The organism is Burkholderia sp. BCC1972 (assembly GCF_905339605.1).
Classification (GTDB): Bacteria; Pseudomonadota; Gammaproteobacteria; order Burkholderiales; family Burkholderiaceae; genus Burkholderia.
Window position 1 is genome coordinate 103328 of the sequence record NZ_CAJPGH010000008.1, and the last position, 12663, is coordinate 115990.

General features: G+C 68.4%; 12 protein-coding genes. 3 read left to right on the forward strand and 9 right to left on the reverse strand.

What is annotated here, in order from left to right:
• Window positions 1-40 precede the first annotated feature (40 nt).
• Window positions 41-295 carry a DUF3562 domain-containing protein gene (locus U5798_RS14270; protein ID WP_124447639.1) on the reverse strand — a complete coding sequence of 85 codons (255 nt, stop codon included), beginning with the start codon at window positions 293-295 and terminating at the stop codon, window positions 41-43.
• A 565-nt stretch (window positions 296-860) separates the two neighbouring features.
• Between U5798_RS14270 and U5798_RS14275 the strand changes: the two genes are divergently transcribed.
• Window positions 861-1301 carry a hypothetical protein gene (locus U5798_RS14275; RefSeq protein WP_124447641.1) on the forward strand — a complete coding sequence of 147 codons (441 nt, stop codon included), beginning with the start codon at window positions 861-863 and terminating at the stop codon, window positions 1299-1301.
• Between the two features lie 539 nt (window positions 1302-1840).
• Here the strand turns inward: U5798_RS14275 and U5798_RS14280 are convergent.
• From U5798_RS14280 to U5798_RS14300, 5 genes are all read right to left on the reverse strand, one after another.
• Entirely contained in the window at window positions 1841-2776 is a 936-nt protein-coding gene (locus U5798_RS14280; protein WP_124447643.1) for a universal stress protein, read from the reverse strand.
• 209 nt (window positions 2777-2985) lie between these two features.
• Window positions 2986-4368 carry an amino acid permease gene (locus U5798_RS14285; protein ID WP_124447645.1) on the reverse strand — a complete coding sequence of 461 codons (1383 nt, stop codon included), beginning with the start codon at window positions 4366-4368 and terminating at the stop codon, window positions 2986-2988.
• A 445-nt stretch (window positions 4369-4813) separates the two neighbouring features.
• Window positions 4814-5839 (reverse strand): DedA family protein/thiosulfate sulfurtransferase GlpE, encoded by a 1026-nt coding sequence (locus tag U5798_RS14290; protein WP_322082418.1) that lies wholly within the window; start codon window positions 5837-5839, stop codon window positions 4814-4816.
• Window positions 5840-6024: 185 nt separating this feature from the next.
• Window positions 6025-6531: a cupin domain-containing protein gene (locus tag U5798_RS14295; RefSeq protein ID WP_124447655.1), complete on the reverse strand. Its 507-nt coding sequence runs from the start codon at window positions 6529-6531 to the stop codon at window positions 6025-6027.
• 363 nt (window positions 6532-6894) lie between these two features.
• A complete protein-coding gene (locus U5798_RS14300; RefSeq protein ID WP_124447657.1) occupies window positions 6895-7365 on the reverse strand; it encodes a universal stress protein in 471 nt (156 codons plus the stop codon).
• A 320-nt stretch (window positions 7366-7685) separates the two neighbouring features.
• Between U5798_RS14300 and U5798_RS14305 the strand changes: the two genes are divergently transcribed.
• Together U5798_RS14305 and U5798_RS14310 are read left to right on the forward strand one after the other, a co-directional pair.
• Entirely contained in the window at window positions 7686-9788 is a 2103-nt protein-coding gene (locus U5798_RS14305) for a PAS domain S-box protein (protein ID WP_322082419.1), read from the forward strand.
• Window positions 9785-10432 carry a response regulator transcription factor gene (locus U5798_RS14310; RefSeq protein ID WP_124447661.1) on the forward strand — a complete coding sequence of 216 codons (648 nt, stop codon included), beginning with the start codon at window positions 9785-9787 and terminating at the stop codon, window positions 10430-10432. Before U5798_RS14305 ends, U5798_RS14310 begins: the two co-directional genes overlap by 4 nt.
• A 73-nt stretch (window positions 10433-10505) precedes the next feature.
• Here the strand turns inward: U5798_RS14310 and U5798_RS14315 are convergent, their stop codons facing one another.
• The 3 genes from U5798_RS14315 to U5798_RS14325 form a co-directional block, all read right to left on the reverse strand.
• Window positions 10506-10910 (reverse strand): lysozyme inhibitor LprI family protein, encoded by a 405-nt coding sequence (locus U5798_RS14315; protein WP_124447663.1) that lies wholly within the window; start codon window positions 10908-10910, stop codon window positions 10506-10508.
• A gap of 307 nt (window positions 10911-11217) precedes the next feature.
• Window positions 11218-11547, reverse strand: coding sequence for a DUF4148 domain-containing protein (locus U5798_RS14320; protein WP_322082420.1), 330 nt, complete (start codon window positions 11545-11547; stop codon window positions 11218-11220).
• A 224-nt stretch (window positions 11548-11771) separates the two neighbouring features.
• Entirely contained in the window at window positions 11772-12647 is an 876-nt protein-coding gene (locus U5798_RS14325; RefSeq protein ID WP_322082421.1) for a PilZ domain-containing protein, read from the reverse strand.
• Between the last annotated feature and the right edge of the window lie 16 nt (window positions 12648-12663).

Here is a 12663-nt window from a genome sequence, read left to right on the forward strand (position 1 = left end):
GCGGCCGGCGACGTATCGTGTCAGCCGCGGCAATCGCCGGTCACAGGCGGACGCTCGGGTGCGGATCGGATTCCGCCGCTGACGCACCAGCCTGCGTGTCGGCGTCGAAATCGTCCCGCCGGCGCATCCGTTCGCGCAGGTTCCGGATCGCGAACACGTGGATGTAGTCATGCACGCGCGCGCCGGACGACAGCACGCGCACTTCATCGTCGAGCATCGCACGCAGCTGATCCGCGCCGATCGCGCGCTGTTCGGCGGCTTCCTTCAGTGAATCGAGCAAATTGTCCTTGGACATCGACGGACTCCTGACAGTCGAGGAATAAAGAAACGACGGTACTGGAAGCTTAAAGACTGGTCGACCGCTCGGCGTGCGATGCGCCGGCAGGTGTTTGCGCGCGATCAACGACACGTTGCGTGCCGCCGTGCCGATCCGTCCCCGAACCGGCCGCGCTTGATTCGCGGCGCAAACTGCCCGCGAACGAGACTGGAAGTCCTGCCGCGCCACCCCGGGGCGCGGCACCGGTCGACAGGCGGGCCGTGGAACCGCCGCCGACGCCGATGCACGGAAGAACTTAGACCGATCGAAATCATGCGTCAAGCGGCGCCCGCCGCGCCCGGTTCATTCGTCGGAACACGCCGGCCGGATCGCCGGCGGGCCGGACGATCGGCCAATCGGCCGCGGCGCTTGTCAGCGGATTCCGATACGCACCGCGCAATACCTGACAGCGACTTCAGCGCGCGCCGCTTGGCAGCCTGCTGCCGACCCACGATACTGATCCCATGAACAACGCGTTCATACCGGTTCATCGCCCAGCCTGCCATCGAGCAAGGCGCGCGGGGTCCGGCGCAGGAGACCAACCATGGCACAACGCAACTTCCCGGGCCGGGACGGCCAGCGGCGCGCGTCGGGCAACACGCGCGCCCTGCCCGCCCGGACCCGTAACGTATCGGCCGGCGACCGTCCGTCCGACGATCTCGACACCTTGCTCGCGCTCGCCCGCGAAGCCGGGCTGCTCGTCACGCTCGACGGGCAGATCGGCCGCGAAAAATACCAGAGCGTCGCGGGGTCGATCCTCGCGCTGCAGCGGTTCGCCGCTGCGCTCGGCACGCGACAGGCGCGCGATGCGCCGGCCGAGTCGGAGCCACGCCGCAAGGCACGCCCCGGCTGGCCGCATGCGAACCGGCTGCGCAGCCACACGTGCAGCGCATGCGGGCCGATGCACGTCGTGCGGCCGCGCTCGCGTGTGCGACGCGGCGTTGTCCGCCGGCACGACCTCTGCTCGATTCTTCGGACCACCTGAACCCGCGCGCAGCCGACGCCCGGCACGGGGCCGTGCGATGGCTGCGCGCCGTGACACCTCCGCCGTGCGTGCCGCAGCCGCGTGAATACGGCGGTGCCGTGCCGGCGTCGACCTTCGCCGCGATCCGTCTCGACGCGATCGCGCGCTCCTGCGCGCCGTCCTGAACGGTCGCAATCAAAACAATACCTGCGGGGAAAGTGATCCGACGGGGCCAGCCACGCGGAAAGCGGACGGGGTGCGAGCACCCCGCCCGTCCTCCAAGGCAGCCGTCGGCTGCCTACCCTCGTGCCAGAGAGTTCTCGGTCGGATGACACGCCATGCTAGCGATGGCGCGGCTCCTGTAATCGACGTGGCGACTCGAACGCGCGCTCGATCCCGATCTGCCGGATCAGCGGTTTCGATGCTTGCGTTCGGCTGTCGTCGTACGTGCACGACAGACCGTCGCGATCGCCGGATGTTCCGTCACTGTCTCACGCGATGCCCATGCCGTTTCTGATGCAGGTCAATCGACCTCGGCTTTGTACGCGATGCCGCGCTGTTCACGCCGCGCCGCGCACGAGCAGCACCGGCACTTGAGCAAGGTGCGCCACGCGGCGTGCGACGCTGCCGATCAACCAGGCGGCGATGCCGCGCCGGCCATGCGTGCCGACCACCAGCAGTTCCGCACGCCAGTGCACGGCATCGCGCATCAGCGCGTGGGCCACATCGTCGCTGGTCGGACGCGTTTCGACGATGCCGCGCTTGGTCGGATTCCCGGTCGCGTGGAACAGCGGCGCGATCTTCGCGAGCGCATCGTCGCCCTCCGCACGGTACGCATCCTCGAGCGCACGCACCGGCACGATATCGGTCAGACGAACCGCGCGATCGATCACGTAGGCGGCGTACAGCAACGTCGTCGGCGCCGCGAAACCGAGCCCGACGCGCGCCGCGTGCAGCGACGGTTCGCTGCCGTCGACCGCGAACATCAGCCGCTGCAGCGCGCCGTCCGACGGCCGTGCATAGGCGGCCGGCACGATCAGCAGCGCGCAGCGCGCGCGCTTCGACAGCGTGTCGGACATCGCGCCTTCGATGAGCCGCAGCAGCCCGTGATGCGGATTCGCGCCAACCACCAGCGCGTCCGCCTGCCATGCCGCCGTGTCGTTCACCAGCGCATCGGCGACCGTGCCGCCCGTGACCGACGTATCGACGATGACCTGCTCGACCTCGATGCCGCTGTCGGCGAACAGTGCGGCGACGCGCGCGTTGACGGCGTGCGCTTCGCCCATCATCTCCTCGCGCGCCGACGTCAGCAGTGCGTCGACGCGCGGGATGTCGGGCAGGACGAGGCGCGGGTTGTCGATTGCGCAGACGATGCGCAATCGCATGCCGGGACGCAGCAGCGTGCGCGCGTAGCGTGCGGCGGACAGCGATTCGGGCGTGGGATCGACGGCCAGCGCGATCCGTTCGAGCGGCGGGATGGAATGGGCAGGCTGCATGGCGAAAGCCTCCGTGCGTGCGCGTCGTCGCGGAACGACGACGGGAGCCTCGCGTGGAAGCGGTGCGCGGCGGCCGGGCAGTCGCCGCGGTCGCCGCGATCGGCGGGTAGCCACGCGAAGCGCGGACAAGCGATTCGTTCAGCATAGGTCGTCCTGCCCGCCCGCGCATGATCGCGATCAACGATCGCGCGGCGCCCTGCGCTCGCCGCTTACGACTTCGTCGGGACCGACGCGGCCGGACGGTTCGCGTAGAACAGCGCGTACGCGATGCCGAGCAGCACGATCCAAACGGGCCCGATCACGAGCGCGACGCGCGTATCGGGCGTGAACGCCATCAGCACGACGACCAGCGCGAGAAAGCCGAGCGCCACGAACGACCCGAGCGGATAGAACGGCACGCGGATCGGCAGGCGCGCGATCTTGTCGGCCGACAGCGTGCGGCGAAACCGCATCTGCGCGATCAGGATCACGCACCACGTCCAGATCGCGCCGAACGTCGACACCGACGTGAGCCACGTGAACACGTGTTGCGGCGCGAGATAGTTGAGCAGCACGCCGATCAGCAGCAGCGCGACTGACACGATCACACCGTACACCGGCACGCCGCTGCGGTTCACTCGGCCGAGCATGGCCGGCGCCTGGCCCTGCTGCGCGAGGTTGTAGAGCATCCGCGCGGTGCTGAACAGGCCGCTGTTGCACGACGACAGCGCCGCGGTCAGCACGACGAAGTTGATGATGCCGGCGGCGGCCGGAATGCCGAGCCGCGAGAACGTCATCACGAACGGGCTGCCCTGCGTGCCGATCTGGTCCCACGGATAGAGCGACATGATCACGAACAGCGCGCCGATGTAGAAAATCAGCACGCGCCAGAACACCGAGTTCACGGCCTTCGTCAGCGACTTCTCCGGGTTGCGCGCTTCGCCGGCCGTGAGGCCGAGCATCTCGACGCCGAGATACGCGAACATCACGATCGGCAGCGCGGCAATCACGCCGTCGATCCCGTTCGGCATGAAGCCGCCGTGCGACCACAGGTTCGAGATGCCGGTCGCGACACCGCCGTTGCCGATGCCGAACGCGATCATCAGCCCGCCGCCGATGATCATCAGCACGATCGTGACGATCTTGATCAGCGCGAACCAGAATTCGAATTCGCCGTACAGCTTGACCGCGATGAAGTTCACCGAGCCCATCGCGATGAGCGCCGCGAGCGCCCAGATCCAGTTCGGCACGCCCGGGAACCACATGTGCATGTAGACGCCGACCGCCGTGATTTCCGCCATGCAGGTGACGATCCACACGAACCAGTAGGTCCAGCCGGTCAGGTAGCCGGCGAGCGGCCCGAGGTAGTCGCGTGCGTAGCGGCTGAAGGCGCCGGCGACCGGATTGGTGATCGCCATCTCGCCGAGCGCGCGCATGATCAGGAAGATCGCGATGCCGCCCAGCAGGTAGGTCAGCAGGATGGCCGGGCCGGCCGTGCGGATCGCGGTGGCCGAGCCGAGGAACAGGCCGACGCCGATCGTCGCGCCGAGCGCCATCAGGTTGATGTGCCGTTCTTCCAGCCCGCGGTGCAGCTGGTCTTCTGGTTGTTTCAAGTCCGTCTCCTGGCAGCCGCGAGCGGGCCGCCGTCATTGTGTCGATGTCAATGCGCGACCGTTCATGCCGACTTTTTTGGCAGCCGAAAACGAAATAATCCCTGCTGTCGATTTCCGAATGAGAAACGACATGGATACTGCGTCAATCCGATGGGAATCGCCGCGGATTATCCGTAACTCCCGGAACAATCCGGAAAACGGATCGGGCTTTCACGGAATACGCCCGAGCGGCCCGTGTGGCGCGGCTGTGCGCGTGTCGGACGACAACGGGATCAATCGATTTCGGCGTGAACGAACACGCGTCGAATGTGCGCAATCAAGCGCACGCAATATGCAGGCGGGATTATAGGGAGGATCGGAGACTTCACGCCAGCCGATTTTCGTGGAAATCGCCAAGCGTGAAACTGGAAACGGATTTCGAATGCGCGCGGTGTCGCGCGCGCATTTACTTCGACAACGTCGCCCGCACCGTATATTCGCCTTCGAGCGCCCCGTGTTCGGGACGCACGAAATACCGCGACGAATCCAGATCGGCCGGCATCGGCTCGACCGGATAACCGTGCTTTTCCCACGCATCGAGCCCGCCCTTCAGCGCGCGGATGTTGTGGATCATCTTCTTGCGCTGCATCTTCGCGATCAGGCGCTTGGCCGTGGCTTCGTTCGGGCACACGCAGTAAACGACGATCGGCCGTTTCAGCATTTCCGGGTCGAGCAGGTCCGGCGAATCGAGATCGACCGGCACCGCGCCGGCGATCCGGTACGGCTCGCGCTCGCGGATCGCTTTCGGCCGCGCATCGAAGATCAGCGGCGGCTCGTCCGACGTCATCATCTCGACGAGCTGCGGCGGCGAAATGCGCACCTGCGCGAGATAGCGGCGGAACTGCACGCGGCGCACCCAGCGGTACAGCAGGAACGTGATGAAGATCGCGAGGAACGCGTCGAGGATCGTGCCGCCGCTCGCGCGCACCCACAGCACGAACTGGACGATCTGGTCGTGAATGGCCGCACCGCCGATCAGCCAGAACGCGGCCCACAGCGACGCGCCGGCCAGGTCCCAGAACAGGAACACGCCGACGCCGATCGCGGTCGTGCCGAGCAGCGGCGCCGACACGAGGCCGAGGCCCGGCAGGAACTTGGACAACACGAGCAGCGGCGCGCCGTATCTTTCGAATACGTTACGGGCGAAGCGCAGCGTCGTGTCGAGCGACAGCGAGAAGCGCACGAGGCCGTTCAGCAGGCGCCGGCCGCGCGTGCGGCCCATGAAGAACCACAGCGAATCGGCGAGCATCGTCGCGCCGATCGCCGCCGCGAACATGCTGACCCATGACGCCTGCCCCATTGCCGCCATCGTGCCGCCGAGGATCAGCATCGGCACGGCCGGCACCGGCACGCCGAGCTGCGTGATCAACACGCTCGCGAACACGGCCCACGGGCCGAGCGACGATGGGATAGCGATGGGAAAGTGCCACACGGCGGCGCTCCTGGAAGACATGCGGGCCGCGCGACAGGGCCGTCGGTACGGCGGCGCAACGGCCGCCGCGGCACGTCCGCGACCGACCGGTGCATCCTGCGCATTCTAAACGGGTTTGGCCTCGACCGCGCGGAACACGGGAGATCGGCACGGGCTTTGCGCGCGGCGTGACGCGACCGTGACCGTCACACGTCGGAGCGCTGCGCGAGCCGCGCGACGTGTTCCGCGTAGTCGGGAAACGCGGCAGCCAGCGCGGCCGCATCGGCCAGCTCGAATTCCGCGAACTCGAAGCCCGGCGCCACCGTGCAGCCGACGAGCGCGACATGCTCGGGCGACGCGCAGCGCGCGCCGAACCAGCTCCCGGCCGGCACGACCGCCTGGAACACCGTGCCCGGATGCGTGAGCGGGTTGCCGAGCCGATGGATCGTCAGCCCGTCGTGCTCGTCGAGCACCCACACTTCGATCGGGTCGCCCGCATAGAAATGCCAGACTTCGTCGGAACGGATCCGGTGCCACGACGAATACGCGCCATCGCACAGCAGGTAGTAGATCGCGGTCGACGCGGCGCGTGGCGCACCGTCGGCCGGACGCACCACCGAATCGGTCGCGCGGTAGGTTTCGCGGAAATAGCCGCCTTCGGGATGCGGCTGCAGGTCGAACTGGCGAATCAGGTCGGGGGCGGAGATCGGCATGGCGGATGACGTCGGTAAGGTAGAAAACCGGCATCCGGCAGCCGGCCAGGTTCATCACCCGTGCGACCGGTTCCAGCCGGATGCTCCTGCGTCGATCGCCGCGGCCATGCGCGCGGCGAACACGCGGACACCGGTCGATGCTGCCAGAACTGCGTGTCGGAATGCAACCGTGCGCGCGCAATCGCGCGCATGCGGGTGCGTCTCGAGCGCCCGCTTCCGGCTCGCCGCGCTTGCGGCGGCAGGCGCGCTTTCACGCGATGCGCCGGTCAGCGCGTCGCGCGTTGCATCGGGCAGACAGCCGGCGGATGGGCGCTGCTGCGTGCTGCTCGCGGCGGCGCATGCCGCTGCGCCGCGACGCATTCGCTACGCGGCCGCGGTCGCCCCCGGCTCGTTGTGGCGAACCAGCAGCACGGGTCGGTCTGCCGCGCGCAGCAGCGATTCCGCGACGCTGCCGAGCAGCAGCCGGCGCAGGCCGTGCCGGCCGCTCGTGCCCATCACGATCAGGTCCGCGTCGGCTTCGGCCGCCGTGCGCATCAGCACGGTGGCGACATCCTCGCCGTACGCATCGAGCGCACGCACGGTGCCCGTCACGTGCTGCTGCGCGAGCACCGCTTTCGCGTCGTCGAGCACCGGCGTCACGGCATCGGTCGCGGCCGCATCGCGGTCGCGCTCGGCCGCGAAGCCCGCATCGACGTCGACGAGTTGCGGCCGGTGCTCGACGACATACGCGCAGGTGACCTCACCGCCCGACGCCGCCGCGATCCGGATCGCCTCGTTCAGCGCGAGACGCGCGCTCGGGCTGCCGTCGAGCCCGACGAAAATCCGCTTGTACATGGTCCGTCCCTCCGACCGGGCACGCGTCGCGCATCGCGCCACGGCGGCCCGTTATCGCAAGCCGGCCCGGTGCCGGCTTGCCTGCCGAACAGTCTGCCCCACGTGCCGACGCGCCTCTTGACGCGCGTCAAGCGCGGCCGGCGTGCCCGCTGCTTCACGCCGTTCGCCGCAATTTCAGCTGACCCTATTACAAAAAACATGTAAAACGCGCACAATTTCATCTTGAAAACAGACGTTGCACGCAGCCGGTGCGAGTTTTCCCCGGTTTTGCCGCGCGGCCCGAGTGCCAGGGCCGCCCGAACGACAGTAATGATCATTGAATGACCGCCGGTGGAACCCCAACGCGTGACGCCCGAGGGCTCACGCGCCTCCAGACCATGTTACGCCAGCCGCTCGCGGCTGGCGTCGTCGCGCTGTGCGCCGGCGCCGTGCTGTCGCTCGGCGTCGCGCTGCTGGTGCGCGAGCAGTGGCAAGGCGCCGTCCATACGCGCTTCGAACGCCGCACCACGCACGTGACCGCGATGCTGCGCCACGAGCTGCAGTCCGGCGTCGCCGTGCTCGAAGGTGCACGCGGCGCGTTCGGTCTCGTCCCGGGCATGACGCCCGAGCAATGGCGCCGCTATGCGGAGACGCTCGATCTCGACAGCGCCCGCTCGCCGGTCCGGCAGATCGGCTATGCGCCGCTGTCGCCCGCCGCCCGCAGTGCCCTCGCCGGCGCGAAGCCGTCGCCGGCCGGTCCGCTCGCGGCCGCGACGCTCAGCGCGCCCGCGTCGAATTCGCCGGTCGTCCGCTTCGGCGCGTCCGACGCCGCGCCGCTCGCGCGCGCGCTGCAGAGCGGCGACATCGCGCTCGGCGTCCACCCGGCCGACGACGATACTTCCCGCGACGCCCGCACGCTGACGCTGTTCCTGCCCGTGACCACGTCTCCGCATGCGGCCGTCACGCCGTCCGGCACGCGTGAGGCCGGCGTCGACGGCATGCTGTTCGCGGCGCTGAGCCCGCGGCGCCTGGTCGAGCGCGCGCTCGACGCGGAACGCGGCATCGACCTGTGGATGACGGCCGGCGGCGATCCGCGCGCGATCGTGAGTGTCGAATCGACGACCGATGAAGCGTCGGCGTCGCCCGACCTGATGCGGCGCACCGACGTGCTGAATTTCGGCGGCACCGCGCTGACGCTCCGCTACTCTGCCGACGGCCGCCCGAGCGCGACCGGCGCACAGCGCGCGGCCGGCACCGTACTCGCCGCGGGGCTGATCGCGTCGTTCGCGTTCGCGGCGCTCGTCCATGCGTTGCTGCGCGGCCGCGCCGATGCCGGCGCGAGCACCCGCGGCATGCTCAACGAGGCACGGATGATGGGCATCATCCGTTCGTCGATGGAAGCGATCATCACGATCGACGAGAAGCAGACGGTCGTGATCTTCAATCCGATGGCCGAGCAGGTGTTCGGCGTGTCCGCGATGGAGGCGATCGGCGCGCCGCTGTCGCGCTTCATCCCCGAGCGATTCCGCGCCGCGCACGCGAAGCACGTCGATCAGTTCGGCGTGACGGGCGTGTCCGAGCGGCAGATGGGCCGTCAGCGCGTGCTGTTCGGGCTGCGCGCCAACGGCGAGGAATTCCCGATCGAGGCGTCGATCTCGCAGATCCGCGACGCGTCGGGCAAGCTCTACACCGTGATGCTGCGCGACATCACCGAGCGGCAGCGCGCCGAGAACGCGCTGAAGCAGTCGCGCGAGGAATTGCGCGAACTGTCGGCGAACCTGCAGAACGTGCGCGAAGAAGAAAAGACGCGGATCGCGCGCGAGCTGCACGACGACCTCGGCCAGCAGCTCACCGCGCTGAAGATGGACCTCTCGGTCGTCGAGCAGCAGTTGCGCGTGCCCGGCCGCACGCAACCCGACGAGGACGTGCAGACGCACCTGCAGGGCATGCGGCGGCTGATCGACGCGACGGTCGCGTCGGTGCGGCGCATCGCGGCCGACCTGCGCCCCGTGATGCTCGACGATCTCGGCCTCGTGCCGGCGATCGAATGGCTCGCGAACGATTTCACGAACCGCTACGGGATCGATGTCGAGCGTCACATCGAAACGGGCGGCCTCACCTTCACCAGCGCGGGCGCGACCACGCTGTTCCGCATCGTCCAGGAAGCGCTGACGAACGTCGCACGCCATGCGGATGCGACGCGCGTCGCGCTGCGGCTCGACATCGAGGAAGGCTTCTGCGTGCTGCGCGTCGCGGACAACGGCCGCGGCGCGGCGCCCGGCGCTGCGGCCCACGAGGACAAATCGTTCGGCCTGATCGGCATTCGCGAACGCGCACACATGCTGGGCGGCACCGTGACGATCGACACCGCGCTCGCGCGCGGCTTCTCGATCACCGTCGCCTTTCCGCTCAGTACCGTCCAACAGGAAACGCTCATCACATGATCAAGGTGCTCATCGCCGACGACCATACGCTCGTACGCGACGGTCTGCGGCACATTCTCCAGAACGCCACCGGATTCGAGGTGGCCGGCGAAGCCTGCGACGGCCCGTCGACGATCGCGCTCGTGCGCTCGACCTCCGCGCAGGTGCTCGTGCTCGACCTGTCGATGCCGGGCCGCAACGGCGTCGAACTGATCAAGCAGATCAAGGACGAGAAGCCCGCGTTGCGCGTGCTCGTGCTGACGATGCACGCGGAACAGCAATACGCGGTGCGTGCATTCCGTGCGGGCGCGTCCGGCTATCTGACGAAGGAAAGCGCGAGCGCCGAACTGGTCGGTGCGGTCACGAAGGTGGCGTCGGGCGGCGTCTACGTGAGCCTCGCGATGGCCGAGCAGTTCGCGCAGAGCCTGAACGAGCCGGCCGAGACGCTGCCGCACCAGCGGCTGTCCGATCGCGAATTCGACGTGTTCCGGCGGATCGCGGCCGGCCAGACACTGACCGAGATCGCGAACGCGCTGTGCGTGAGCGCAAAGACCGTCAGCACCTACAAGACGCGGATCCTCGAAAAGATGCAGATGCCGCACGAAGCGGCGCTGGTGCGGTACGCGATGCGACACAAGCTGCTCGACGAAACGGACGACGTGTAACGGACGACGTCTAGCCGCAAAAGGCGAGCGTGGCCGGCCGCGCGACGCGCGGCCGGCGACTGGTGCGCGGGGCTTACTTGCCGGGCACCGGGCACGCGAGATCGCCTTCCTCGCAGGACAGATAGCCCTTCAGCGTTTCGGTGCGCACTTTCGTCAGATCGTCGAGACAGGTCGACACGACCATCGGATACGCGCTGCCGCCCTCCGCGTTCGCGCTGGAGAAACCGCACTCGGCATCGCGGTAGGCAATCCACGCGCGTTGCGCATTCACGAGTTTGTCGGCCAGCGGCCGCGCATCGCGCAGGCGCCCGGTGACGGCCTGGTATGTACGGTTCAGCTCCCCGTCGGATTTCTTGTACGCGCGATCGGCGCATGCCGTCATCGCCGCCTGATCCGTCGCGTCCGCGCAATTCGCCTGCGCATGGGCGACGTTTGCCAGCAGCGCCAGCGAGCACAACAGACCGGTCAAGACACGCATGGATGCTCCTTGTTGTTCGTTGAAATGTGGAACCCGGTGCGGGCCGGTTGCCCTGCCGCGCCTCGGCGCGCGGCAACACCGTCCGCGATGCTAGCGCACGCGCGGACGCTTGTCAGCCGGCGCCTTGCGGCGCCGCGCTGATGACGATCGCCGGCATTGCGTGAGGCATTTATTCGATACGCGGCCGACGCGGATGCCGGACCGTGATGCCGATCGGGCGCGGAAATGCAAAACCCGCACACGGCGGCTACCGTGTGCGGGTTCAGGGGAAGCGGCGAGCCGGACACCCTCGCGGGTGCCTGCCGGCTTAGTGGCCGAAGTACACCGACGAGCGATCGGCGGCGGCCGGCACGACCGTGCGCTGGCCCGACTGCGACGTGGCGGCGGCATTCGTACCGTAGCCCGTTGCGTCGGCTTGTGCGCCGGTGTTTTGCGCGGCGGCGATCTTGGCCTGGGCGGCCTGGATGTTTTCCGGGTAGTTGATCCAGTCGTTCGGGTTGTAGCCCGCCTTTTCGAGCTGGACCAGTTCGGCGCGCACTTGTGCGCGCGTCAGCGGTTGCTGGTTCGATTGTGCAAACGAGACGACCGGTGCGGCCACCAGGGCGGCCAGTGCAACTGCCTTGATCAGCGATTTCATGATGCGTTACCTCCAGGATTGTTTTGTCAGGCGCTTCGGACTCGGGGTCGTTGCGCATGAGTAGAAGTCTAGGAGGCGCGACTATCAGGGTAAATACTTAAATCGCAAATTCAGTGTTGACGGAAACCGTACAATCTCGCGGAAATAAGCCGAATCATCAGACGATTATCGACGTTCGCGCACCGAATACCGCGATACGGTACGCGGCACGCGCCCGCCGCGCGTCAGCGCGGGCGATCGCTATCCGCCGACGCCATCAGCCGGTCGAACAGCAGCGCCTTCAGGCGGACCAGGTCGCCATCGGCAGTTTCGACGAACGCCGCGTGATGCAGCGTCAGCGCCGGCATCACCGGGTCCGCGTGCACCGCGCGTACCGTGCCGTCGAGCGCCAGCAGCTCGACGCGGTCGCCCGCCGCGTACGGGAGCAGTACGCGCAGCGACTCGCCGGCGGCGGCGATCGTCCGGTCGACGGCAATCGACAGCCCGCTCAGGCTGATGTCGCGCACCATCCCGATGCCTTCCGCGTGGTCCGCGCCGCCCGCACAGCAGGCGGCTATCCGCACCGGCACACGCGGCTCCGCGCGTGTGCGCAGCCGGTCGACGAAACCGGGCGGCGACAGGATCATGAACGGCGCGGCGCCCGATGCCTGCACGGCCTCGACCGTCGCGCCGAAGCGCGACACCGCGGCCCGGCCGATCGCCACCGCCTCGATGTCGTCGCCGCGCGCGAATTCGAGCACGGCCGCCGGCTGCGGCTCGACGAACAGCGCACCCGACGCAGCGACGCCGATCAGCCGGCAGCGCTGCAATGCGCGGGTCGTGCCGACCCGGCGGCGAATGCCGATCGGGGCGCCCGCCGACAGCCCCATGCGCGTGGCCGGCGCCGCCGCGCCCTGCTCGCGCGGATCGGCTTCGGCGTCATCGCGCCGGCGCACGGGCCGGAAATGGTCGAACAGGAATGCATGCTGCGCGGCGTCGCGCAATGTCGTGCCGGCCGGCAGCAGCGCGGCGCCGTCGGCGTCGTAGAGATCGAAGCCCAGCGGAACGCCGGCGGAGAGATCGTCGCGCACGAGCGCGACATAGTCGGTGGGAAGCCGCATCGGAGAGGCGCGGAAC

What these genes read in the sequence shown, in the direction of transcription:
- U5798_RS14280 (WP_124447643.1), bottom strand. Translation starts at nt 2,776, where the DNA reads ATGCAGCCTGCCCATTCCATCCCGCCGCTCGAACGGATCGCGCTGGCC.
- U5798_RS14275 (WP_124447641.1), top strand. Translation starts at nt 861, where the DNA reads ATGGCACAACGCAACTTCCCGGGCCGGGACGGCCAGCGGCGCGCGTCG.
- U5798_RS14325 (WP_322082421.1), bottom strand. Translation starts at nt 12,647, where the DNA reads ATGCGGCTTCCCACCGACTATGTCGCGCTCGTGCGCGACGATCTCTCC.
- U5798_RS14300 (WP_124447657.1), bottom strand. Translation starts at nt 7,365, where the DNA reads ATGTACAAGCGGATTTTCGTCGGGCTCGACGGCAGCCCGAGCGCGCGT.
- U5798_RS14310 (WP_124447661.1), top strand. Translation starts at nt 9,785, where the DNA reads ATGATCAAGGTGCTCATCGCCGACGACCATACGCTCGTACGCGACGGT.
- U5798_RS14270 (WP_124447639.1), bottom strand. Translation starts at nt 295, where the DNA reads ATGTCCAAGGACAATTTGCTCGATTCACTGAAGGAAGCCGCCGAACAG.
- U5798_RS14315 (WP_124447663.1), bottom strand. Translation starts at nt 10,910, where the DNA reads ATGCGTGTCTTGACCGGTCTGTTGTGCTCGCTGGCGCTGCTGGCAAAC.
- U5798_RS14305 (WP_322082419.1), top strand. Translation starts at nt 7,686, where the DNA reads ATGACCGCCGGTGGAACCCCAACGCGTGACGCCCGAGGGCTCACGCGC.
- U5798_RS14295 (WP_124447655.1), bottom strand. Translation starts at nt 6,531, where the DNA reads ATGCCGATCTCCGCCCCCGACCTGATTCGCCAGTTCGACCTGCAGCCG.
- U5798_RS14320 (WP_322082420.1), bottom strand. Translation starts at nt 11,547, where the DNA reads ATGAAATCGCTGATCAAGGCAGTTGCACTGGCCGCCCTGGTGGCCGCA.